Source organism: Acinetobacter sp. MB5, assembly GCF_003261585.1.
Lineage (GTDB): Bacteria > Pseudomonadota > Gammaproteobacteria > Pseudomonadales > Moraxellaceae > Acinetobacter.
In genome coordinates, this window is record NZ_POVU01000002.1 from 406,347 (window position 1) to 429,572 (window position 23,226).

Genomic DNA, 23,226 nt, shown 5'->3' on the forward strand with positions numbered 1-23,226 from the left:
TATTACATTAGTTACGCTTGATCTGAGACAACGGATGCTCAGGCGGATAATTTGGAATGGTTGGTTTGCCTGCACCGAGCATCACACACATCAAGGCATCTTCTGTTCCCGGGTTAAACAAACCACGGTAAATACCTGGTGGAATTGAAATCAGGTCACGCTCTTTCAGACGGGTCTGGAACTTTTCACCGTTATGTTCAATGAACAGATCAATCTCACCGCGCAGCATAAAAAACACTTCTTCAACGTCATGGTGAATGTGTAACGGGCCTTCACACTGCGGAGGTAAAACCATGGTAGAAAAGGTAAAGTTTTCTGCTGGTACAGTGTTGCTATCGTTGGCAACACCTGTTGCACCTGTACCCATGTAACGCATTTGCGCACGGCGATATTTCGGGTCGTAATCGGCTTGGAATTTCAAGGCATCAAAGTCATATTTACGTGTTTCAAAACGTGCAATACGGGTATTCAACCATTCTTCTAAATTTGTGCCTTCTGGCTGTGTCCATGTTTCAAATTGCTGAGTACTCATGTCCTACTCCTACTGAAAAAATTGAATTAATAACGTTTAAGCAAGGGTGCGAGGAAAAATGAACCTGCAACTGCAACCACAGCCAAGAACGTAATTCCTAAATTAAAACTGCCTGTTTTCATCACAATCATGCCGATGAGTACTGGGGCAATCGCACTGGCAAAGTTAGCAAGTCCATTGAAAATCCCACCTGCGGTTGCACCGACATCTGCGGTTGTGACGCGGGCCAACAAGGCAAATACCGCAGCAACTCCAAATCCCCATGACATTGCACTGACAGACATTGCAGCAATAATTAACAGTGGATTGGTCATGGCCACCATGACGTAAAGTGAAATCCCTGCCACCAGCAATCCACCAAAAACCTGAACCGCACGTTTACCTAATTTGTCTGAGAACACTGCGCCAATCACTTCACCAATCAACATGGAAATGAAAGGCAGGCTTGAATAAAAACCGAATTCTTTTAAGTTGAAGCCTTTGTCCTGCATCAGGTAAGACGGCACCCAACTATTGAGTCCCCATAAATAGGTCATGAGGGCGATATTGAAGAAGCAGACCAACCAAAAAGAGCCATTTTTCAACAATGTTTTGGTATTGAATACATGATCTTGGAAGCTCACGCGCTTGCCAGAGTTTTCAAGATCAATGGTTTTACGAAGTTTCAAGTTACGTAACCCGACAACCACCAGAATCATCACGATCAGCGTTAAGCCTGCCATGACAAAGAACGTCCCGTGCCAGTCATGTTTCGCCAGTACAGCCGCCGTAATCGGAAACCCTAAAAATGCGCCAATCGGTGTGCCGAGCAAAAACATGGTCGATGCACGTGCCTGCTGATGATCGGTATAGGTTTGTTTCACGATGCTATAGGCCAAGGCAAAGAGCGGGCCTTCAGCAATCCCAAGCAATACGCGTAAAAACAACATCGTGCCGTAGTGGGTGGTGAAGCCCATAAACAACATGAGGATGCCCCATAAAGTCACGCTCCAGAACAGCATTTTCTTCGGGTTAAAAATATCCCCAAGAAAACTTAAAAAAACTGAGGAAAATCCATAGGCTAAAAGGAAGCTCGTCATTAACCAGCCAAGTTTTGCCTTGTCTTGTGCAATCCCCATTGCATCTTGAAAGTGCGGATCTGAGAACAACACTGCAATACTAATCTTGTCAAAAAAAGCGAGTACGACACACGCCATAAGCACAAAAGCGGGTATCCAATGCCTCAAACCTTTCTTTTCTTCTACATCGTTCAGCATGTTTACATTCCTTCGATCTGGCTCAACGTGGTGAAAAAAAACGCTATGGTTTTAATTTCATGACATTAAAGTCAGGGTTTTTAAGTTGTTCAGGATCTAAAACTGTTCCGTTTTGAATCCAGCGTTTTGCCAGCTTGACCAGCTTGGAATCATTCACGGCGATCATGTTGATCAGTCTTTGTTGTTCGTCCAAATACAAATAACTTTTTTGCGTTGGACTTGTTTCGCGCACCACCAGCATCGGTTGACGATCTGGCTGATACGTCCCCAAAATTTGAATATTGAAGTGATATTGATCAGACCATAACCACGGAATATCGGCGTATTCGGTTGCTATTCCCAACATGGACTTGGCTGCGGCAATCGCCTGATTTTGTGCATTTGCCCATGACTGGATGCAGTAACCCAAGATCGGATGGATCGCCACATCACCTGCGGCATAAATATCCTGATCGGAAGTCTGACCATAAGTGTTAACTACTATGCCGTCTCTCACTTCCAAGCCAGCATCGCTTCCCAATTCTTTGGCAATTTCAGCCCCTGCACCGACCACAACACAGTCAAACATCTGACTTGGCTCTGGCAGGTTTTGAACTTCAACCGTTTGGTTTTGGGATTCGTTCAAATTAAGTTGCTTGCTATTTAAATGAATGACTGTGCCTGCGTCAGTGTGAATCTGCTTTAGAAAATCCGACACTTCAGGGCTGACACTACGACCACAGAGACGATCGGCATACTCATACACATGGACGGTTTTGCCTTGCTTGCGTGCTGTTGCTGCGATTTCCAGCCCGATCCAGCCACCGCCCACGATCGCAATAGACTCAGCCTGTTCAAGCCGTGCCGATAAACGCTCACAATCTTGGACACCGCGTAACGTCATGACATTGGGAATCTGATTCCACGTTGCGACAGGTACACGTGCACGACTTCCTGTCGCGATTAATAACTTGTCGTAAGGCAAAACTTTTCCACTTTCCAAGAAGACTTGCTTTGCATCCCGATCAATACGCTGCGCTAAATCTGGCTTGTGTAAATTGAGTGCAAAACCCTCAATTTGCTCTGAAGAAAACAGATTTAAACTTTCATAACTCGCATCTTTCGAGAGGACTTGTTTTGACAAGGGTGGACGCTCATAAAATACCTGATGTTCATTTGACACCACATGAATTTCACCTGCATATCCATTTTGTCGCAACGTACTGACTGCCCAGCCTGCTGCTTGTCCTGCACCTACAACAACGATTCGTTCCATGACTTTCACCTTTTACCTTACGTTACGCTTTCACCTGACGGCGGGTTTCATGATCTAAACCACCTTCAATCGCCCATTCGGTAAAGAGTTCCAAAGTATGCTCTTCAATGCGTGGCTGCCAAGCTTCCGTCAAATAGTCATCGTTGGTGTAATACTCAAACGCCCCGCCAAGTGGTGAATGCACATACCAGAAATACGCTGAAGAAATCGGGTGACGACCTGGGCCAATAAAGGTTGACCAGTCCGCACGGTTCATATTCAAACCACCACCAATCACCTCATGAATGTCACGAACCACAAATGCAACATGATTTAAACCTGCGGCTTTATTTGGCAGTGAAAGCAAGAACAAATCATGGTGATAACCTTCACCACGGCAGCGTAAAAACGCACCACGATTACGGTAAGCATCGGACAAATGAAAACCCAACTTCTCTTTATAAAAGTTTTCTGTGGTTTCTAAATCTGGAGTGAAGAACACCACATGCCCAATCGCAACAGGTTCACCTTTATCATAGACAGGGCTTGCCGCATTGATACGTTGAATATTGCCGTACTGGTTAATCCCTTCGGTTTTCTTGTCAGGCAATTCTTTGGTAATCGAATGCTGAAAAACGATGGTCATGCCGTTCGGATCACGACATTGAACGTGATGGTCAGATTGTTCAAAACCGTCTACATCTTTCAGGTTGTGTGCAAGCTGCTGCAAATCGGCATCACTTTCTACACCCCAAGTGACTTCGCGTAGAGTAGAACCTGCTTCAATCGCTTGAGGCAAACGAGTGTCAGCAAGATCAAATACATAGATTTTGCTGCCATTTTGGGTTTGAAACAGCTCAGTCTGTTCAATATCACTCGTGGTTTGAGATAAGCCAAAGTCAGTCAAGAACTTGATGGCTTTCGCTTTATCTTCAACACCAAATTTTAGAATTTCAATTCCTGTAATCATCTTCTTGCTTCCTTAGTTAAAGACAAAGCCACCATTGACGGGAATGTTCTGACCTGTCACAAATGAAGCCAGATCAGACAGCAAATACAATGCTGTACCGTTTAAATCGTCTGGATGCTGTTGTCTTTGAATTGCCCGACCAGTGACATAAAGACGATGACGTTCTTCAGGGACATATTCGGTGGCTTCGACCAAAGTCAGACCTGGTGAAAGCGTATTGACACAAATGTTAAATTCACCGAGTTCTCGTGCCATGGAACGGGTCATGGAAATAATTGCACCTTTACTTGCAACATAAGCCATCAACTTTGGTGCACCCCAAAGCGCAGTATCCGATGCCACATTGACAATTTTTCCAGCACGTGACTGTTTCAGGTAAGGCGTACAGGCTTTCACCATCAACCATGTCCCTTTTACATTCACCGTCATGACCCGATCCCAAAGTTCAGGGTCATATTCTGTTAAATCCTTACCACCGACGCCTGTTGCCAATGCCGCACAATTCACCAAGCCATCTAAACCACCGAGCTGCGCTACAGTAAATTGAACTGCTGAAGTAATGGATTCAGCCTGTGCCAAATCCAACGCAACTGCATGCACCTGCAAACCTTGTTGCTGTAGCTTTGTCGCTTCCTCGGTTACCAAGTCCAATAAAATATCAGCCATGACAACCCGAGCGCCTGCTTGTGCAATCGCCTCAGAAAATGCCAAGCCCAAGCCACGTGCTGCACCTGTCACCAAGATTTTTTTGCCGTGTAGTAATGCGTTACTGGTCATAGCACAATCCTTATGGCGTCTCTGGTAAAGCAGACGTATCGAGCACTGCAATTTTCTTGAGTTGCTTCTCTGCTTCTTTCTTCATCAAACGGCGTAAACGAGCCAGACCAACATCGTGCTGATACAGAAATTCCTTTTCTTTGGCATTTGGCGCAAGGTTTTCTAAAATGATTCGGTCTTGTTCAAGAACGTCCCAATGTAGTTTTTCAAGATGATTACGATACAAGAAACGCCATACATTACGTTGCCATCCACTCACCTTGCGGCAGCGCCAGAAAAATACGCGAGTATTGTTCGCATCAATCGGTGTTGCAAAACCAACGATCCAGAATTCCCCCCCTGGGCCAAACTGCTTGCGATATGGAATCGACAAACGTAACCAGCTTGCACCTGTATTGGCATATTCCACCCAGTCAAAGTTGACACCAGTCTGACCTTCTTTTTCAAAGATAAAACCGTTTTCCGTAGTGCGGTGTTTCATTTCAGCAGTACGTTCACCATCTGCCATAGAATGTGATGTGCAGTGTAAATATGTGCCGTGCATCGGATCCATCACATTGTCAATCGCATACTGGTGATTCACTTTCCAGTCCGCCTGACACAAGAATGAACTCCATTCTTCGCTTGCCAGTTGCTCTGGAAACTCAAGCGGTTGTGCTGCTTCATTTGGGTCAATGCCAAACCAGAGGAAAATTGCACCGTGCTGTTCAATCACTGGATAGTTTTTTAAACATTTGGTGCCTGTCATTGGACATTCATGGACTGCAGGGACATCGGCCACCACTCCATCACCACGTACTTCAACACCGTGATACCAACACGCAATACGATCGCCCAGATTCCAGCCTAAAGAAAGACGTGCGCCGCGGTGCGGACAACGGTCTTCTAGCGCATGGATTTGACCTTCTGCATCACGCCAAACCACAATGTTTTCACCTAAACGGGTAATCCCGACAGGATTAGCTGCCACTTCCCAACTGGCCAACACTGGATGCCATTGATCACGGAGTCCTAGTGCTAAATATTCATCGGTTGTTTGCGCAACTGCTACAACTGCATTCATGTTTACATTCCTTAGATCAATAGCCGAGGCGTTGCATTTCTTCAGAGAAGGTTTCTGTTGTCCATTTTTCACCAGACTCAGAACGGAAGCCTTGCTGGTTCAATGCCTGAACAACATCATCTAATTCAGTCACACCACTGGAAAAAACATCCATCAGTTGTGTGACAAAATCCTGTTCATAAACGGTGGGTTCTTTATAGCGAGTTTGCCAAACCAAGAGTTCAGACTGACCTGGAATCTGAATGTTATTGATCCCTGCTTCACTGGCTGGTGTTGCATGAATCCAACTGGCTAGCTTTTCATTAAATGTTTTCATGGCACTTCCTTATTTCGATCCTAAAACTGGATCTGGATTTCCTGTCCTTCAACACGAACAGGATAGGTACATAAATGGCGGCAGCCCGGCCCACTGATTAACTCACCTGTCGTGAAATCAAATACTGCTTCATGCAATGGACACTCGACGGTCTGATCCTCAATAAAACCTTCTGTCAGTAAGGCATAGGCATGTGGACAAACGTTTTCGATTGCAAAGTAGTGATCATTGATCACAAATACGCCAATTTTCTTTTCGTTTACATCCACTGCTTTAGGTTCATCTTCCGAGACATCATCAATGCCACAAACTGAAATCCAACTCATCGTTTGAGCCCTCGATTGTGTTTTATATACAAAACTTTGGTTTATTTTCAAAACGTACAAAAAGAATAATATCAATTTAGTTTTTATGTCAAAATTATTAAAAACATATATTTCAATTATTTAATTAATTTAAAACATATTGTTACGTTTTAAATAAAAAAATATGTTTTGCATGTAAATATTGATTTGTGTATTTTTATCTATAAAATAGAGCCAAAATAAAGCAGTATGCACCAATTCATACCACCTTTTTAAATGCAGGAATTTTGTTCAATGAGCATAATGATTGACGAAGATGTAACCGAATCTGAAGAAAGCAAAAATGACGAGCGCTACCTTGTACCAGGGCTTGTACGCGGTCTGGCCATTCTGCAAGCTTTTAACAAAGAAGCGCAGGAAATGACCATTTCGGAAATTGCAGAAATTTTAGATGTGAACCGTTCTAGTGCATTTCGATTGATTTATACGCTGGAATCTTGCGGCTATTTGAGAAAAGCATCGCAAAAAACTTATGCACTCGATTCAAAGGTCATGGAGCTTGGCTTTAACAGTTTATCCAAACTTTCCTTGCTCGATTTATCTACACCATTGATGAAAGAATTACGTGATAAAACCAAAACAGCTGTTCATTTATCAATTTTGGAAGGTACACACATTGTTTTTGTAAACAATATTCAGTCTACTGGGCCTTTCACCAGCACCATTACTTTTGGTACGCGCTGGCCTGCACATGCAACCGTGATTGGACAACTGTTACTTTCAAGTTTACCCGATGCCGAGATTCGTCAACGCTACCGTAAATTTAACGAGTGGGATACCTATTCAGAACTGACACCAAGCAATTTAAAAGAACTGATGACACGTCTGGAGTATGTAAAAACTCAACCATTTATGGTGAGTTGGGGACATTACAATCACGATATGGCCGCATGTGCAGCACCGATTTATAAACAATCGACCAATGAGATGGTGGCAGTGATCTCAGTAAGCGGGCCGATTACGTCTTATGAAGAAAGTATTTTCAAAAATGAAATAGCCAAACAAGTGGTTGAGACAGCCAATAAAATTTCAAAATTTATTTATTAATTCGTTATTCAATTTGGGCAAAGGATTGCCTTACTTCTTCACCTCTTTGACAAATAAAAAATACATTTACCCTCACGTATTCAAATCCTCATTCCCATACAAAAAAGTATGTTAGCGTAAGACTTGCCTGATATTGCCTTCTTTATTCAAAGCTACAGATTAAACTGCACTTCAAGGACACCTGACTTATGTTGATTCATGCGGATTTTTCTCAATCCATTATACTAACACCTGAACAATATGAATGGATTGCCTCACCCCAAAAAGGGGTTGATCGCGTCATGCTCGATCGTATTGGGGCTGAAAAAGCGAGAGCAACCAGTCTTGTTCGTTATGCACCTAATTCTATTTTTCCACCGCATAGTCATCCCCAAGGTGAAGAAATTCTTGTTCTTGAAGGAACTTTTTCAGAGCAAGATCATGACTATCCCGCTGGATGGTATTTGCGTAATCCCGATGGCACGTCTCACCAACCGTTCAGTCATGAGGGTGCTGTCATTTTTGTTAAATTACGTCAGATGAGTCGTGATGATCAGCAAACTGTTCGGATCAATACCAACCTTTCTGAAGCTTGGCATGTAGAGAATAATCAAAAAATTTGCTCACTTTTTCAAAATCATAATGAACAGGTCGAATTACGCCAAATACATCAAAATGATCAATTAAACATTGCACCCGATCTATTGACTGAAATTTTAATTCTAGATGGAACACTGAAAATCAATCAGCAAGTATTACCAACAGGGAGCTGGATTCGATTGGCGAAGGGTTCAAGCGGTTGGCAAATCACAGCAGAGACACAGGTGAAGCTCTATATCAAAACCATGAAAAAGATCACCAATCTTGACTAAATTGGCGTTGTTAAATGTTTGATCGTACGTACGCACCACTCGATTTTTATTTTTTAGATTTAGCTTAAATTAGCCTAGCAAATACATAAGCAACAAAAATGCTTAAATACCAGCGCGAACTGCTTTTTCAATTTCTGATTTAAAGAATCAATTGAGACTTTAAAATAAAAAAGCCCTGACATTGTCAGGGCTTTTTGAATTTGGCGGAAGCGGTGAGATTCGAACTCACGGAGGACTCACACCCTCGTCGGTTTTCAAGACCGGTGCATTAAACCGCTCTGCCACGCTTCCATGTGCGTAAGAATACAAAGACTCTTATTTTAATTCAAGAAAAATTTTCACAAAGCTGCATCAAACGCATATTATTTCATCAAAAACCATCAAACTTATGCTATCTTGTTTATTTTTAAAACAATTTATATAAATAACCTGCAATATTCAAAATCAACTCACATAAAAAAACCACATCCTGAGATGTAGTTTAAATGAAATTACTCAATATTTTATGCAGTCACACGGCGCAACTTCATTTGTTTAAACAAAGTCAAAACCGTAATCAGACTTAAAACCGCAGCAAACATCAACCAAAATGCAGGTGAAGTTTTACTACCCGTCTGTTGCACAATAAAGGTTGCAATCACAGGGGTTAAGCCACCAAAGACCGAGGTTGCCAAACTATACGCCACAGAAAAACCCGAGGTACGCACATCACGTGGCATAATTTCGGTTAATGTCACCACCATTGCGCCATTATAGAAACTATAGAGCAATGACAACCACAACAAGCTGATCATCAAGTGACCCAAGCTAATGCTATGCGTTAACCAGTTCAATAACGGATAAGCCGTCACTAAAATCAAGAATGAGGTTGCAAGCAATAAAGTACGGCGTCCAAACTTATCCGATAAATGCCCACCAATTGGAAGGAAAATAAAGTTACTCACGCCCACCATAATGGTCGCAATCAAACTTTCTTTGGTGGTTAAGTGTAGAACTTCTTTACCAAATGTTGGCGTATAAACCGTAATAAAGTAGAACATGGTGGTGGTGGTTGCGACCAGCAGCATACCTGAGATCACAATACGCCAATTGCTCGCCAAATTACTCAAAATTTCTTTAGTGGTTGGATGGTGCTGACGCGAAGCAAAATCTTCCGTTTCTTTTAAAGAACGGCGCATCATGAAAATCATCGGGATAATCATACAACCCACAATAAATGGGATACGCCATGCCCAATCATGAACTTGCGCTTTGGTAAACACAATACTCATGCCATAACCCAACAGCGCGGCAAATACCACGGCAACCTGCTGGCTGGCAGACTGCCAACTGGTAATAAAACCACGGTTATTATCTTTAGCAATTTCAGACAGATATACGGAAACACCACCCAGCTCCACACCTGCCGAGAAACCTTGTGCCAGACGACCGACAAAAATCAAAACCGCAGCAGCAATACCGAGTGTTTGATAGCCTGGTGTAAAGGCAATAATCACTGAACCCAAAGCCATAATGCTTAAGGTCACCATCAAGCCTTTACGGCGTCCAATACGGTCAACATAAGGACCGAGAACCAATGCGCCAATCGGGCGCATCAGGAAACTGACTGCAAAAATCAGAAAGGTTTTGATCAATGCTGCATAAGCACTGTCTGACTGGAAAAAAGTTTCACCAATAAATTTGGCGTATAAACCAAACAGGAAAAAATCGTATTGTTCTAGAAAGTTACCACTGGTGACATTAAAAATGGCACGCACTTGGGACTGTTTCTTTTCAGCGACCTCTGTGGTTTGCATAGTTGATTCTCCATAATCAATAAACAGAAACTCTTTGAGCATAAGTAAGCAATATTGATGGAAACTTAAAATAAAATTAATAATGTGTTTTTTCTAAACAATTGATCTCGATTTTTTGTAATTTTTATCTTTTGGTTAACTATTCAAAATAAATAATTTATAAATATCTAATTTAATTATTTATAACTCAAAATATTGAAATAAAAATCAAAGAAGTGATACAAGTCACATTTAAATTAAATCAAGTGATTGGAATTTAATTATCAATATAAACTACACAATAACTCACTTAAAAACTTAATTTTATGTGAATTTTACTGTATCTTTAAAATCTACCTGCTGCATGTTTTTCATGAGTTGCTGCATAAATAATTGCGCTGCACGTGACAACTGACGCTTAGGCGCAACGCAGAGTGCAAGGGTCACAGGTTGAATTGCCGCATCCTGATAAGGAATAAAATACAGTTCACCACGTTGCACATGAGTATAGACATCGAGCCAGCTCATCAAGGCAATTCCGACATTTTTCTTGAGCAAAGACAACATGGTCCGAATGTCATTCGATTCAATTTTTTGCTGCGGTAACATTTGCTGACGTTTATAAATGGCATCGACACGATCATGAATCACCAATGGCGCTTGGGCGATAATATGCCGATCTGCATAAGTTTGTGACAAGCTGAGTTGGCTATGCTGTGCCAGTGGATGTTCAGGCGACATCACAAAACCCAGTGGCAGTTCAACAAAAGACAAGACATCCAAATGCGCATGCTGTACAGGGTCGAGAATCATGCCGAAGTCTAGTTCAGCCTGCATAATCTGCTGGGCAATCATCTGACTGTCCTGAATCTGGATTTCAAAATTCAGCCACGGATGTTGCTGTTGTAATTCGACAATACTCTCAATCACAAAACCATCGCTGAGCGCAGCAATCAAGCCAAACTGAATCGAACCACGGTTTAAGCCCTGAATTTCATCTAAACGGATACAGGTTTGCTGAAAGTCTTTTTGCCAACGCAGTAAATCGCTATACAGTAACTCACCTGCCAAAGTCAGCTTTAAACCACTGGGCAAGCGTTCAAACAACGGCACACCAAACTGTTCTTCGGCCAGCACAATTTGCCGATGCACAGCCGACACCGAAATAAACAGTTGTTCTGCGGCTTTACGCAGACTGCCTGTTTTAGCCACCACCATAAAATATTCTGAAAAACGCGAAAACGGCATTGAGTTGTGCATAGGCATTCTAAAAATTAGAACAGATAATCAAAATCATTGTAATAGACGAGAATGGATTTTGGAATCATAGTGAAAACAGTTCAAAAATAATTCTTCTAGGCAGGTTCTATGAACTCACCGATTGCATTTCAAACACTCAGCTTACCAGCTCATTGCAGCTTTCATGAAGCGGACTGGTTTCTGCTGGCGAAATACTGGTATCCGATTGCCCGCAGTGTCGATGTTGGTGAACAGCCTGTTAAAGCCACTTTGCTCGATGAAGCTTTAGTGATATATCGCATCAACCAAGAAATGGTCGTTGCTAAAGATGCTTGCCCACATCGTGGGGTGCCACTGACTTTAGGCAAACATGATGGTGAAGGTGTGGTCTGCCCTTATCATGGTCTACGCTTTGGCGAACACGGACACTGTAACCGCATTCCATCGAGTCCAAACCAAGCCATTCCAAGCAAGCTGAATTTAACCACGTTCCCAAGTGTTGAGCGCTACGGACTAATCTGGACGTGCCTGCTCCCCCAAAGCGACACAGATGTTCCATCTATGCCTTTGTGGGATGAAATTGACGTTCAGCACGTCATCTGCCCAGCGGTCGATATTGCAGCATTTGCGGGTCGTCAGGTCGAAGGCTTCTTAGACGTTGCACATTTTGCTTGGGTACATTCAGGTACCTTTGCTGATGCCGACAATCAACTGGTCAACGACTACCATCCAACCGAAACCGCATACGGTTTTGCTGCCGATTACTGGAGTACGGTTGGCAACTACCCTGCCAGTGAACACTATAAAGGCACGCCTGACTTTAAATGGTTACGACACTTTGAGTTACATGTCCCTTTTACTGCCACTTTGACCATCCATTTTCGTCATGGCGGGAAAATGGTGATTATGAATGCAGCCTGCCCTGTTTCAGCCAAAAAAACCCGTCTATTTGCCCCTCTAGTAAAAAACTTCGACCTTGAGGATGATGAACAAGCCATTATTGACTACAACCTGAAAATCTTTGAAGAAGACCGTCTAGTGGTCGAATCTCAAAAACCTGAACGCTTGCCACTCGATCTCAGCTTAGAAGCTCATATTCCTGCTGACCGCAGCTCGGTAATGTTTCGGCGCTGCTTAAAAAAAGCAGGGTTTGGTGATTTCTTTTTGGTTTAAACCTGACTCGGATTTTAATCATACTTTGGTTCAAATCTTGCAAGGTTTTCTCATCACAATAAAAAGGATAAGCACATGGAAAAGTTAAAAGTGGTTGTCGATAGTATTGGTCGTCAAGGAGAAGGCAATTTAGCCATCACGCTACTGCCTGTACAACCCCACAACTTGCCAGCATGGCAGGCAGGTGCACATATTGATATTTATTTACCTAATCAAATGACACGTCAGTATTCGTTGACAGGCAATCCAACCCAGCAAGATCAGTATGTGATTTGCGTTAAAAAGGAACAACTGTCGCGTGGTGGTTCACAGTACATTCATGAACATTTACGCGTTGGGCAACACATTGAAATTTCTCCGCCACGCAATCTATTTCCGCTTAAAACGGCTGAGGAATATTTACTGGTTGCCGCAGGCATCGGGATTACCCCAATCTTGGCAATGGCAGAACAACTTGAAGCACAGAAGAAAACTTTTGAGTTGTATTACTGTGTCAAAACTCCGCTGCATTTGGCATTTACTAGCCGTTGGCGACAAGGGTTTAAATTTGGAAAAATCCATGTGCTGTACAGTTCTTTAGGTGAAAGTCTCCGAATTGAACATCCCGAAAGTTTGCAACAACCTTTAGCAAGCAAACGCCTGTACTTGTGCGGCCCAGAAAGCTTTATGCATGAATATCAACAATATGCCATGCAACTAGGTTGGCAAGCCGATCAAATTCACTTGGAAGCCTTCCATCCACCACAACGGCAACCGAGTTCACTCGACAGTGCTGCCGATGCTGGGTTTCAAATTAAATTGCAACGTTCAGGACAAATTTTTCATGTGCCTGAACAGAAAAGTATCGCTTCAGTACTGCTTGAACATCAGGTCAGTATTCCCTTATCGTGTGAAATGGGCATGTGTGGTGCATGTCTGACCCGCGTCTTGGCAGGCGAAGTTGACCACCGAGACAGTGTACAAAGCGAAAATGAAAAAAATGCCAGTGAACAGTACATTGCCTTGTGTTGTTCACGCGCCAAAAGCCCAGTGCTTGAGCTGGATTTATAAACAAGATAGAGAAAAAAATTAGGGGTCACTATGAACGCAATTCCAGTCACGCAACTGCTCAACAAACCTTGCTACAGCCAATTTGACAGCGACGATTGGGATATTTTGGCACAACATTGGTATCCCGTTGCCCGTATTGAAGATGTCAGCAGCACACCGCAACAGGTCATGTTGCTCGATGTCAAACTTGCCTTATATAAAACTGAAAGCGGCCTGATTCGCTTGGTTCGGGACATTTGCCCGCATCGTGGTGTACCACTGACCAAAGGCTGGGTGGAAGGTGAAGAAATTATTTGTCCTTATCATGGCTTACATTACAACAGTGAAGGTAAATGCACCTTAATTCCAGCACAACCAGAACTCACCAAAATCTCGGATCGCTTCTCACTGACCAGTTTTCCAGTGGTTGAAAAATATGGTTTGATTTGGACAAGTATTCTCAGTCGTGACGAAACTAAAGCCAACTTTCCTGTACTCGATACTTGGGATCAACCTGAACATCAGGCAATTTTACCGCCATTTGTGGATATTGCAGGTTCAAGTGGTCGTCAGTTAGAAGGCTTTATCGATGTTGCCCATTTCGCTTGGGTACATCACAGAGCCTTTGCCAACCGTGACAATCCTGTTGTACCTAAATATTCAACGGTCAAAACCGATTATGGTCTACATACCGAATACGTCAGCAATGTCAGTAACTATCCACATGGAATGCAACATCTTGCGCCTGACGATTTTTTATGGAAACGTACTTTTGATGTTTATCCACCCTTTTCAGCGATCTTAACCGTTGATTTTCCGAACGATGGCGTTTTAAAAATCCTCAATGCCTGCTGTCCTGTGTCGCACAACAAAACCCGTTTGTTCGTGCCACTGACCCGTAACTTTGATACCACAGGTGACTTGCAAGCGGTGTATGACTTTAATGCACAGATTTTTGCTGAAGATCAGGACATGGTTGAATCACAAAAACCTGAAGAATTACCCCTAGATTTGACTATGGAAGCCCACTTTGAAGCCGATCGTTCATCGACCACATATCGACGTATTTTGGCGGACTGGGGCTTAAGCAAACGCTATACCGTCTAATCATCGCAACGTTGTTGATTGCAAGATCCGTGACCTGTCACGGATTTTTGCTTTTCAATTCCAGAAATTTTCGGCAAACTTTATTCGAGCTGTTCTTTAGCCCAATTTTTAGTCAAAACTGCTGTATGAAATCTGCTTTCATCGGCATTTTTAGCAAAAACATCTGTGGTGAAAAGTGCTACAATAAAACGTTTACAGATTTTTCAGGGTAGCCAATTCGCGGCACCTATTTATAAGTTAGGACTAGCAATGACTGATAATGCAACGATCTTGCAGCATGTACCAGTAGGCAAAAAAGTGGGTATTGCCTTTTCTGGTGGTTTAGACACTTCAGCAGCTTTATTGTGGATGAAACAAAAAGGCGCTGAACCATATGCTTATACTGCAAACTTGGGTCAGCCTGATGAAGACGACTACGATGCCATTCCAAAGAAAGCAGAACAATATGGCGCTGTAAAAGCACGCTTGATTGACTGCCGTATGCAACTTGCGCTTGAAGGTATCGCAGCGATTCAATGTGGCGCGTTCCATATCAGCACTGGTGGTATTCCTTACTTCAACACCACACCATTGGGTCGTGCAGTTACAGGGACAATGCTTGTCACTGCCATGAAAGAAGACGACGTCAACATCTGGGGTGACGGTTCAACGTATAAAGGCAACGACATTGAGCGTTTCTACCGTTATGGTTTGTTGACTAACCCGAACCTTAAAATCTATAAACCTTGGTTAGACCAACAGTTTATCGATGAGTTGGGTGGTCGTGCAGAAATGTCACAATTCCTGATCGACAACGGCTTTGACTACAAAATGTCAAAAGAAAAAGCCTACTCAACTGACTCAAACATGCTGGGCGCAACGCATGAAGCAAAAGATCTTGAATACCTCAATGCAGGCATCAAAATCGTAGACCCAATCATGGGCGTTGCGTTCTGGAAAGAAGACGTTCAAATCAAACCTGAAGAAGTTTCAGTGACTTTTGAAGAAGGTATGCCTGTTGCACTGAACGGTCAACGCTTCGAAAATCCGGTTGAATTGATTCTTGAAGCAAACCGTATCGGTGGTCGTCATGGTCTAGGTATGTCGGATCAAATCGAAAACCGTATCATTGAAGCTAAATCTCGCGGCATCTATGAAGCTCCAGGGATGGCACTTCTTCACACCGCTTACGAGCGTTTAGTGACTGGTATTCACAATGAAGATACCATCGAACAATACCGCATCAACGGTTTACGTTTAGGTCGTTTGTTGTACCAAGGTCGCTGGTTCGATTCACAAGCGCTTATGCTTCGTGAAACTGCTCAACGTTGGGTTGCAAAAGCAATCACTGGTACAGTTACAATTGAGCTTCGTCGTGGTAATGACTACACCATCATGAACACTGAATCTCCTAACCTCACTTATGAAGCTGAGCGTTTAACCATGGAGAAAGGTAACTCAATGTTCACTCCAATGGATCGTATCGGTCAATTGACGATGCGTAACCTCGACATCACGGACACTCGTGCCAAACTTGGTCTTTATACCGAAACTGGCTTGTTGTCACTTGGTCAAGGTTCAGCAGTTCCTCAACTTGAAAATAAAAGTAAATAATTGATTTTATTTTGAGTTTAAAAAGCCACCTGAACTTAGGTGGCTTTTTTTTGTGCCTCAACATCATCATAATCCCGTATCTCATGCTGGCTGATTTGATGTCGGCCACAAGCCTTTGCCCGATACAATGCCTGATCGGCAAAATATAATAACTGCTGGGACGAAATCTGGTGCTCGGTACTATACACAGCGACTCCCAAGCTAATCGTAATATGTGGGGAAATCTCTGATTTTGCATGATGAATCTGCAATTCATCTACAGCTTTGGAAATGTGCGATGCAATCCTATATGCCTGATGTACGTCAGTATTTGGCAACAAAACTACAAATTCCTCACCACCATAACGCGCAACAAAATCTTGATCACGAACTGTATTTTGAATTGCATGCGCAATGGCTTTTAAAACAGCATCACCTTGAGGATGTCCATAATAATCATTATAAAATTTAAAATAATCGATATCGATAAACACTACGGCCAACGGCTGTTGTTCTGATTGTGCCAAAGCATGATAACGCTCTAGGGTTGCATCCAAACTCCGCCGATTTGAAACATTGGTCAAGCCATCAAATTGACTCAATGTTAAAAGCTGGTCGTTATATTCTTTTAAAATTTGCTGATCGACGCCAATCAATTTGGTCTTTAAAAAACTCATCCGTTCCTGATGATTCATAATTTTGGTAATGCCAAAACCAATCATATTGCTCCCAACAAAAACCCTCAGACAGACGACTAGATCAAACTTAACCTGAAAATAAAAAAACGTGGCAAAAATAGCAGCACTAGAAATCAAACCAACCACAAACATATGTAGTGGTTTCACACCTGTCATCACATAACCAAAAATAAAAACAAAAGCTATAAAAACAAATTGTTGTCGAATTGAAGAAGTATATTGAGATAAGGTTAAAACGGCGGTCAAATAAATTGCCCAGCCTATAATAAACAAGGCGACATAACCAAAATAATGCTGAGCTTTGGGATGACGGGCAATCAGCACCAGAAGGGATAGACAGAATGCCCCATTCGATGCACTAAGCAAACCTCGCCAATAATCATGTTCAATATAGAGTGCTGGAATAATAAAATAATTGCGAAATACTATAAAAATAGCACAACAAAGGTAAATGATTCCGCCAATTTTTGAGAAACTTAGAAAACTACTGATTGCTCGTTTTTGATGATAGACCCAAAATTCAGTTTCATAAGGTTGAGGTAAACTACGCCCTGCCCGCTGTTCATGCTCAGCGAGAATGGTCTCAATATCTTGCTTTTGTAATTGTAATATCTTGATGTTTTGGTGATTGGCTATCATAAAATGCAAACCAACGGAGTTCTTATTAAAGTTAGCACACTTTTTATCTAGACAATGCTTTTCTTGTCAGATTTCCTCATCTCTAAAATTACCATTCTGCGGTAAATTGCATTATCATTTGTTTTATTTCTTAGCCTGAACCCCCTTGAAGACATTAACTCTTATTCAGCCAGATGATTGGCACGCTCACCTGCGTGATGGTTTAGCCCTCAAGCGCACAGTTCCAGACCTTGCAAATCAATTCGCTCGTGCGATTTGTATGCCGAATCTTGTTCCACCTGTAAAAACTGTGGAAGAAGCCAATGCTTACCGTGAACGCATCATGCAACACGTCCCAGAGGGTGTGCATTTTGACCCGCGCATGGTGTTGTACTTTACTGACCATACCTCACCAGATGAAGTGATTAAAATTAAAGAGTCTGAGCATGTTAATGCCATCAAACTCTATCCTGCGGGTGCAACCACCAACTCTGACAATGGCGTGAGCGACATTCGTAAAGTGTATGCAGTCATTGAGCAACTTGAAAAACATCAAGTGCCATTATTGCTACATGGTGAAGTAACGCATTCACATGTCGATATCTTTGACCGTGAAAAACGCTTTATCGACGAGATTCTCTCTCCAATCTTGAAGCAATTCCCTGCGCTTAAAGTCGTGCTTGAACACATCACCACCAGCGATGCTGCACAGTTTGTACTTGAGCAAGACCGCAATATCGCAGCAACCATTACACCGCAACATTTATTGTTTAACCGCAACGACATGTTGGTGGGTGGGATCAAACCGCATTTCTACTGCTTGCCAATTTTGAAGCGCCAGACGCATCAAAAAACCTTGCTTGAAGTGGCAACCAGCGGCAACCCGAAATTCTTCTTGGGTACTGACAGTGCTCCACATGCTCAAAATGCCAAAGAAAATGCATGCGGCTGTGCAGGTTGCTATAGCGCTCCAACAGCGATTGAACTTTATGCACAAGCATTTGATCAGGTTGGTAAAATTGAACGTCTTGAAGGCTTTGCCAGCTTCTTTGGTGCAGACTTCTACGGTTTACCACGCAACACCAGCACTATTACCCTCGTCAAAGAAGACCAAGTGATCCCTGAAAGTTTCGACTATTTGGAAGATCAAAAAATTATCCCGCTTCACGCTGGAAAAACCATCCATTGGAGAAAAGTGTGACCGATTCTACTGCACCCTTAATGGGTCAGCGTTTTCGTGGTTTTTTGCCTGTGGTGGTCGATGTTGAAACCGCAGGCTTTAATGCCCAAACCGATGCTTTACTCGAAATTGCCTGTATTCCAATTGTTTACAATGAACAAGGTGAATTCGTCCCAGGTCAAGCATTTCATGCACACATCAATCCATTTGAAGGTGCTCACCTTGACCGTCGCTCACTCGACTTTATCGGGATTGATCCTTTTAGCCCGCTGCGCGTGGCGATGGCCGAAGATGAAAAGTCAGCGCTCAAACGTATCTTTAAATCTTTGACTGAAGTCCGTCGTGCCCAGCAATGTACCCATGCGGTACTGGTCGGTCACAATGCACACTTCGACTTGGGCTTTTTACAAGCCGCAGTTGCACGTACTGGTACCAAAAACCAAAGCCCATTCCACAGTTTTTCTGTATTCGATACGGTGACTTTAAGTGCCCTAATGTTCGGTCAAACGGTTTTGGCGAAGTCGTGCATTCAGGCAGGAATTGAGTTCGACGGTAAAGAAGCACACTCTGCTTTATACGATACGCAAAAGACTGCTGAACTGTTTTGCTATATTTTGAACAAACTGTCTCCGCACCTGCTTGACAGTTTAACGGCGGATCACTAAGATACCGCCATCCTCGCAACGTCCCTATCGTCTAGAGGCCTAGGACATCGCCCTTTCACGGCGGTAACCGGGGTTCGAATCCCCGTAGGGACGCCATCTACTTGATTATTCAATCATTTTAATGACGCAAACAGCACAATCAAAAACGGTGCGATCAACGTCAAAATAAATCCACTAAACAAAGCCAATTGAACATCACTACTGCGACAGTTTTGCTTAATAAATGGCAAAGTTGAATCCATAGCCGTTGCACCACAGACACCGATCACACTTCGCGGCAAACTGCGCCCACATAAAAACAGCAATAAAATCCCGTAAAACTCACGGATTAGATCAGTGAGCAAGGCAAAGCTACCCATTTCTTTACCCAACAAATTCGCCACCAAAGAACCTGACAAACTAAACCAGCCAAAACCACTTGCAACCGTTAATAATGCAGTAAATGAATGCGGTAACAGCCAATGTGCAATATACGCTGCGATAAAAATCGCGAGCAGCATGGCACAAGGTACCCAAATCTGCTGTCTGGTTAAACGCGCTAAACGAACAGTCGATAAATCAATGCCGATCAAGACAATTAAAATCAGCAACAAGACATGTGAGAATTGAGCAGCATGCAAATCATGCGGCAAGACCCAATAACTCAGCATACCTAGTCCAACCATCAGCATGGCCATACAGCATTCCTGCAAGGGTTTGAGCAAGTCACGAAAATCACGCGTTGAATTTTCAACACCATGCTCTTGAACAGGTCGGGCAAGCAACAATAAAAAACTGCTGACCGATAAAATACTGGCGTAGATGAAGCTTTCACGTAAGACTTTCCAACCAACATTGGGTTGAAATAACACATCTGCAAACTGATAGCCAATCACCATGAGCAAAGCCCAGACCAAATAACCAATACTGCCAATTGCCAATGTTTTGATCGGTAGAGTCAGCACCCGACCCAATAGCCATCCACCGAGCAAGGCAAGCAAGATGGGTACAATAGAACTCAATAAAAGTGTAGCCATATTCGATTAAATGATTAAAAATGCAGTATATCATGCACTTTTTTTAGCCTTTTGTTCAAAAAAACTTAAAAATCACATTTAGATATTTTTGAATTTCATTGCCCATTTCTCAAATTTAACAAAAACTGGACGGCTATTGCACATTTAATGGTTTTCTCTAAAATAACCCGCTTCATTTTTTGTATTTCTCATTTCCCATGCAGTCATCTCACTCTCCGAATGATGCGTCGCATCAGGGCAATTCTGCGCCACTTAAACGCGCTATGAGTACTCGACACCTAGTTATGCTGTCATTAGGCGGTGCCATTGGTACTGGTCTATTTCTGGGTTCGGGTGAAGTCATTGCACAAACGGGGCCTGTAGGTGCCATTATTTCTTATTTTCTTGGTGGCCTAATCGCCTATATGGTGATGCTGTGTTTAGGCGAACTGGCTGTACATATGCCTGTTTCAGGCTCTTTTGGCGAATATGCCAACAAGTACATTGGACCAGGCACAGGTTACATGATTACCTGGTTATATTGGCTAACATGGACAGCCACACTAGGCACAGAATTTACTGCTGCCGCGCTCCTCATGCAAGAATGGTTCCCCCATATTTCCATGTGGATCTGGACTGTTATTTTTGCAGCGATTGTTTTTATCTTAAATATTAGTTCGACTCGCATGTTTGCTGAGTCTGAATTTTGGCTGGCTTTGGTTAAAGTGGTCACAGTCATTAGCTTTATTTTGCTGGGGCTTTTGGCAATTTTTGGCGTGATTTCTTATCACGGTGAAACCCACGCGCCATTGTTCAACAACCTGCTGGCTCAAGGCTGGTTCCCGAAAGGCTTTATGCCAATCTTTGCGACCATGCTGATTGTGAATTTCGCCTTTTCTGGTACGGAATTGATTGGTGTTGCGGCTGGCGAGACTGAAGATCCTGCTCGAAATGTCCCTAAAGCAATCAATGCAGCAATCTGGCGTCTGTTGATTTTCTTTGTGGGGACAATTGTCGTGATCTGCGCATTGTTACCTTACCAACAAGCAGGATTGAGTTCTGACCACGTCAGTAACAGTCCTTTCGTGACCGTATTCAGTTATATGGGAATTCCCTATGCTGAAGATATTATTCGCTTTGTGATTATTACGGCACTGTTGTCTGCGGCAAACTCTGGCTTATATGCTGCATCTCGCATGATGTGGGCATTGTCAATGAAGCGTCAATTACCTGCGATTTTCTCCAAACTGACCAAACATGGCACACCCATTATTGCCATTATTGTCACCATGTTTGGTGCCATTCCAGGCTTATTGTCTGAACAATTCGCACCAGAAACCATCTTTAAGAACTTGTTGGGTGTTGCTGCCTTTACCATGGTGATTGTCTGGACAGCGATTTGTGTGTGCCAGTTCAATTTCCGTCGCCAGTGGTATAAAACTGGACACAGCATTGCTGACTTACGTTTTGCTGCACCGTTGTTCCCAATTACACCAATTCTCGGTTTTGTCTTCTGTGTGATCACCTGTATCAGCATGACGCAAGACAGCTCAATGCTACCTGGCTTCTATAGTTGCCTGATTTTTATTGCTTTGTGTTATGTAAGTCACTACTTCTTATACCGAGATAAAGACTGATTAACAGGACAACTGTGTTTTATTATAAAAGTGTAGCTCTGCTACACTTTTTTTTTATTGTTTTTATAATCAAATACAACAGTTTATTAAAAGTAAGACTGAACCGATGAAAATTATTTTTATTCATGGCATTAAACAGCAAAATTTTGACGCCAGCTCATTTCAGGAGCATTGGCTCAATGTGTTTAATACAGGCATGAATAAAATTGAGCCTGAAGTCACGGTTGACCAACTTGATCTCGCCTTTCCTTTTTATGGCGATATCCTCGATGAGTTCAATCACCGTAAAGCCATCAACCTCGAAACCTTAAACCCCAATTGGTCATTCTTTGCGAGATTGCCGCGTATCCGTCAGCAACATAGCGATGCACTCAAACAGGCGCTCGAAGAAATTCCTTTACTCCCTCACTATGCTGAGCTAGAACCTTATTCGCTGAAAAACCGATTTTTTGTGCTATCACAGCTCGCAAAAGACCGCATGCTCAAAGAAATGGTGATGCTACTCAATCATTTTCCAGATCTTCATGAATCACTCATCCAAAAGTTTCTGTGTGAGGTCTATCTGTACTGGTATAACCCAGAATTTAAACAGCAAGTTCATGAGCGAATTTTATCTTGCTTTGAACCCAATCAGCATCATATTGTGATTGCCCACTCACTCGGCACCGTGATTGCCTACAACTTACTGCACGAACTTCCTGCCGATTATGAGATTAAACGCTTTATCACCTTGGCATCACCATTGCCTTTTAATGTGATTCAAAAGCATTTGCCTCATCCGATACATCGTCCCAAAGCCTTGAGTGGTGACTGGCACAACTTTTATTCTGAAGATGATTACTTAACCACCTTCCCAATGCTACCTCCACTTTTTAATCTCTCTCCACAAATCAACAATAAGCTCATCACGACTTTTATCGACAAACCTCATGAGATTATCGGTTATCTGCAACACCCGATGGTGATTCGACGAGTATTGGAATTAATTTATGATATGCCTCAATTTCAAGCGCGTGCTTGATTGAATGCAAACACATGTTTAAAACTTAAATTCAGCATTTTGTTGAAAAAACATACGTAAAATCATAAAAATAGCGAATTTCGATTATTTAACATTCATTCATAAC

The 23,226-nt window shown here is 42.6% G+C and carries 22 protein-coding genes and 2 tRNA genes; 11 read left to right on the plus strand and 13 right to left on the minus strand.

What is annotated here, in order from left to right; genetic code table 11:
- Nucleotides 1-7 precede the first annotated feature (7 nt).
- From C1A47_RS04605 to C1A47_RS04640, 8 genes are read right to left on the minus strand one after another with little or no spacing between them, the layout of a single operon-like run.
- A complete protein-coding gene (locus C1A47_RS04605) occupies nucleotides 8-532 on the minus strand; it encodes a cupin domain-containing protein (protein ID WP_111892876.1) in 525 nt (174 codons plus the stop codon).
- A gap of 26 nt (nucleotides 533-558) precedes the next feature.
- Nucleotides 559-1,788 (minus strand): MFS transporter, encoded by a 1,230-nt coding sequence (locus C1A47_RS04610; RefSeq protein ID WP_111892878.1) that lies wholly within the window; start codon nucleotides 1,786-1,788, stop codon nucleotides 559-561.
- A gap of 43 nt (nucleotides 1,789-1,831) precedes the next feature.
- The gene (locus C1A47_RS04615; protein ID WP_111892880.1) at nucleotides 1,832-3,043 is read right to left on the minus strand and encodes an NAD(P)/FAD-dependent oxidoreductase; all 1,212 of its coding nucleotides are present in this window, start codon (nucleotides 3,041-3,043) and stop codon (nucleotides 1,832-1,834) included.
- Nucleotides 3,044-3,065: 22 nt separating this feature from the next.
- A complete protein-coding gene (locus C1A47_RS04620) occupies nucleotides 3,066-3,992 on the minus strand; it encodes a VOC family protein (protein WP_111892882.1) in 927 nt (308 codons plus the stop codon).
- 12 nt (nucleotides 3,993-4,004) lie between these two features.
- Entirely contained in the window at nucleotides 4,005-4,769 is a 765-nt protein-coding gene (locus C1A47_RS04625) for an SDR family oxidoreductase (RefSeq protein ID WP_111892884.1), read from the minus strand.
- A gap of 10 nt (nucleotides 4,770-4,779) precedes the next feature.
- Entirely contained in the window at nucleotides 4,780-5,832 is a 1,053-nt protein-coding gene (locus C1A47_RS04630) for an aromatic ring-hydroxylating oxygenase subunit alpha (protein ID WP_111892886.1), read from the minus strand.
- Nucleotides 5,833-5,848: 16 nt separating this feature from the next.
- Entirely contained in the window at nucleotides 5,849-6,148 is a 300-nt protein-coding gene (locus C1A47_RS04635; protein WP_111892888.1) for a recombinase-like helix-turn-helix domain-containing protein, read from the minus strand.
- A gap of 20 nt (nucleotides 6,149-6,168) precedes the next feature.
- Entirely contained in the window at nucleotides 6,169-6,474 is a 306-nt protein-coding gene (locus C1A47_RS04640) for a non-heme iron oxygenase ferredoxin subunit (protein ID WP_111892890.1), read from the minus strand.
- Nucleotides 6,475-6,747: 273 nt separating this feature from the next.
- On the opposite strand from C1A47_RS04640, the gene C1A47_RS04645 reads away from it, so the two are divergent.
- Together C1A47_RS04645 and C1A47_RS04650 are read left to right on the plus strand one after the other, a co-directional pair.
- A complete protein-coding gene (locus tag C1A47_RS04645) occupies nucleotides 6,748-7,560 on the plus strand; it encodes an IclR family transcriptional regulator (protein WP_111892892.1) in 813 nt (270 codons plus the stop codon).
- Between the two features lie 188 nt (nucleotides 7,561-7,748).
- Nucleotides 7,749-8,411: a cupin domain-containing protein gene (locus tag C1A47_RS04650; protein ID WP_111892894.1), complete on the plus strand. Its 663-nt coding sequence runs from the start codon at nucleotides 7,749-7,751 to the stop codon at nucleotides 8,409-8,411.
- 201 nt (nucleotides 8,412-8,612) lie between these two features.
- Here C1A47_RS04650 and C1A47_RS04655 read toward each other — a convergent pair.
- From C1A47_RS04655 to C1A47_RS04665, 3 genes are all read right to left on the minus strand, one after another.
- Nucleotides 8,613-8,702 (minus strand) — tRNA-Ser (locus tag C1A47_RS04655).
- Between the two features lie 212 nt (nucleotides 8,703-8,914).
- Nucleotides 8,915-10,207, minus strand: a complete 1,293-nt coding sequence (locus tag C1A47_RS04660) for an MFS transporter (RefSeq protein ID WP_111892896.1) — start codon at nucleotides 10,205-10,207, stop codon at nucleotides 8,915-8,917.
- Between the two features lie 303 nt (nucleotides 10,208-10,510).
- Nucleotides 10,511-11,446: a LysR family transcriptional regulator gene (locus tag C1A47_RS04665; RefSeq protein WP_413772947.1), complete on the minus strand. Its 936-nt coding sequence runs from the start codon at nucleotides 11,444-11,446 to the stop codon at nucleotides 10,511-10,513.
- Between the two features lie 108 nt (nucleotides 11,447-11,554).
- Between C1A47_RS04665 and C1A47_RS04670 the strand changes: the two genes are divergently transcribed.
- The 4 genes from C1A47_RS04670 (at nucleotide 11,555) to argG (ending at nucleotide 16,327) form a co-directional block, all read left to right on the plus strand.
- A complete protein-coding gene (locus C1A47_RS04670; RefSeq protein ID WP_319921964.1) occupies nucleotides 11,555-12,598 on the plus strand; it encodes an aromatic ring-hydroxylating dioxygenase subunit alpha in 1,044 nt (347 codons plus the stop codon).
- A 75-nt stretch (nucleotides 12,599-12,673) separates the two neighbouring features.
- On the plus strand, nucleotides 12,674-13,648 hold the full coding sequence (locus tag C1A47_RS04675) for a PDR/VanB family oxidoreductase (RefSeq protein WP_111892900.1): 975 nt from the start codon (nucleotides 12,674-12,676) through the stop codon (nucleotides 13,646-13,648).
- A gap of 30 nt (nucleotides 13,649-13,678) precedes the next feature.
- The gene (locus tag C1A47_RS04680; RefSeq protein WP_111892902.1) at nucleotides 13,679-14,734 is read left to right on the plus strand and encodes a Rieske 2Fe-2S domain-containing protein; all 1,056 of its coding nucleotides are present in this window, start codon (nucleotides 13,679-13,681) and stop codon (nucleotides 14,732-14,734) included.
- 249 nt (nucleotides 14,735-14,983) lie between these two features.
- Nucleotides 14,984-16,327: an argininosuccinate synthase gene (gene argG / locus C1A47_RS04685; RefSeq protein ID WP_111893099.1), complete on the plus strand. Its 1,344-nt coding sequence runs from the start codon at nucleotides 14,984-14,986 to the stop codon at nucleotides 16,325-16,327.
- Between the two features lie 35 nt (nucleotides 16,328-16,362).
- Here argG and C1A47_RS04690 read toward each other — a convergent pair whose 3' ends face one another.
- Complete coding sequence (locus C1A47_RS04690) at nucleotides 16,363-17,643, minus strand: GGDEF domain-containing protein (RefSeq protein ID WP_227539730.1); 1,281 nt, start codon at nucleotides 17,641-17,643, stop codon at nucleotides 16,363-16,365.
- A 145-nt stretch (nucleotides 17,644-17,788) separates the two neighbouring features.
- Between C1A47_RS04690 and pyrC the strand changes: the two genes are divergently transcribed.
- The 3 genes from pyrC (at nucleotide 17,789) to C1A47_RS04705 (ending at nucleotide 19,563) form a co-directional block, all read left to right on the plus strand.
- Nucleotides 17,789-18,823: a dihydroorotase gene (gene pyrC / locus C1A47_RS04695; protein ID WP_111892904.1), complete on the plus strand. Its 1,035-nt coding sequence runs from the start codon at nucleotides 17,789-17,791 to the stop codon at nucleotides 18,821-18,823.
- A complete protein-coding gene (gene rnt, locus C1A47_RS04700; protein ID WP_111892906.1) occupies nucleotides 18,808-19,467 on the plus strand; it encodes a ribonuclease T in 660 nt (219 codons plus the stop codon). Before pyrC ends, rnt begins: the two co-directional genes overlap by 16 nt.
- A 20-nt stretch (nucleotides 19,468-19,487) precedes the next feature.
- Nucleotides 19,488-19,563 (plus strand) — tRNA-Glu (locus C1A47_RS04705).
- Between the two features lie 17 nt (nucleotides 19,564-19,580).
- Here the strand turns inward: C1A47_RS04705 and C1A47_RS04710 are convergent.
- Entirely contained in the window at nucleotides 19,581-20,483 is a 903-nt protein-coding gene (locus C1A47_RS04710; RefSeq protein WP_111892908.1) for a lysine exporter LysO family protein, read from the minus strand.
- Nucleotides 20,484-20,680: 197 nt separating this feature from the next.
- On the opposite strand from C1A47_RS04710, the gene C1A47_RS04715 reads away from it, so the two are divergent.
- Nucleotides 20,681-22,099, plus strand: a complete 1,419-nt coding sequence (locus C1A47_RS04715; RefSeq protein WP_111892910.1) for an amino acid permease — start codon at nucleotides 20,681-20,683, stop codon at nucleotides 22,097-22,099.
- 106 nt (nucleotides 22,100-22,205) lie between these two features.
- The gene (locus C1A47_RS04720) at nucleotides 22,206-23,120 is read left to right on the plus strand and encodes a hypothetical protein (RefSeq protein WP_111892912.1); all 915 of its coding nucleotides are present in this window, start codon (nucleotides 22,206-22,208) and stop codon (nucleotides 23,118-23,120) included.
- Nucleotides 23,121-23,226: the final 106 nt, after the last annotated feature.

Bases quoted from the DNA above. Each gene is read 5' to 3' on its own strand.
- C1A47_RS04670 (WP_319921964.1), top strand. From the start codon at position 11,555: ATGAACTCACCGATTGCATTTCAAACACTCAGCTTACCAGCTCATTGC.
- C1A47_RS04690 (WP_227539730.1), bottom strand. From the start codon at position 17,643: ATGATAGCCAATCACCAAAACATCAAGATATTACAATTACAAAAGCAA.
- C1A47_RS04660 (WP_111892896.1), bottom strand. From the start codon at position 10,207: ATGCAAACCACAGAGGTCGCTGAAAAGAAACAGTCCCAAGTGCGTGCC.
- C1A47_RS04605 (WP_111892876.1), bottom strand. From the start codon at position 532: ATGAGTACTCAGCAATTTGAAACATGGACACAGCCAGAAGGCACAAAT.
- C1A47_RS04640 (WP_111892890.1), bottom strand. From the start codon at position 6,474: ATGAGTTGGATTTCAGTTTGTGGCATTGATGATGTCTCGGAAGATGAA.
- C1A47_RS04650 (WP_111892894.1), top strand. From the start codon at position 7,749: ATGTTGATTCATGCGGATTTTTCTCAATCCATTATACTAACACCTGAA.
- C1A47_RS04715 (WP_111892910.1), top strand. From the start codon at position 20,681: ATGCAGTCATCTCACTCTCCGAATGATGCGTCGCATCAGGGCAATTCT.
- C1A47_RS04610 (WP_111892878.1), bottom strand. From the start codon at position 1,788: ATGCTGAACGATGTAGAAGAAAAGAAAGGTTTGAGGCATTGGATACCC.
- C1A47_RS04635 (WP_111892888.1), bottom strand. From the start codon at position 6,148: ATGAAAACATTTAATGAAAAGCTAGCCAGTTGGATTCATGCAACACCA.
- C1A47_RS04625 (WP_111892884.1), bottom strand. From the start codon at position 4,769: ATGACCAGTAACGCATTACTACACGGCAAAAAAATCTTGGTGACAGGT.
- C1A47_RS04630 (WP_111892886.1), bottom strand. From the start codon at position 5,832: ATGAATGCAGTTGTAGCAGTTGCGCAAACAACCGATGAATATTTAGCA.
- C1A47_RS04645 (WP_111892892.1), top strand. From the start codon at position 6,748: ATGAGCATAATGATTGACGAAGATGTAACCGAATCTGAAGAAAGCAAA.
- C1A47_RS04720 (WP_111892912.1), top strand. From the start codon at position 22,206: ATGAAAATTATTTTTATTCATGGCATTAAACAGCAAAATTTTGACGCC.
- argG (WP_111893099.1), top strand. From the start codon at position 14,984: ATGACTGATAATGCAACGATCTTGCAGCATGTACCAGTAGGCAAAAAA.
- C1A47_RS04710 (WP_111892908.1), bottom strand. From the start codon at position 20,483: ATGGCTACACTTTTATTGAGTTCTATTGTACCCATCTTGCTTGCCTTG.
- C1A47_RS04680 (WP_111892902.1), top strand. From the start codon at position 13,679: ATGAACGCAATTCCAGTCACGCAACTGCTCAACAAACCTTGCTACAGC.
- C1A47_RS04665 (WP_413772947.1), bottom strand. From the start codon at position 11,446: ATGCACAACTCAATGCCGTTTTCGCGTTTTTCAGAATATTTTATGGTG.
- C1A47_RS04675 (WP_111892900.1), top strand. From the start codon at position 12,674: ATGGAAAAGTTAAAAGTGGTTGTCGATAGTATTGGTCGTCAAGGAGAA.
- C1A47_RS04615 (WP_111892880.1), bottom strand. From the start codon at position 3,043: ATGGAACGAATCGTTGTTGTAGGTGCAGGACAAGCAGCAGGCTGGGCA.
- C1A47_RS04620 (WP_111892882.1), bottom strand. From the start codon at position 3,992: ATGATTACAGGAATTGAAATTCTAAAATTTGGTGTTGAAGATAAAGCG.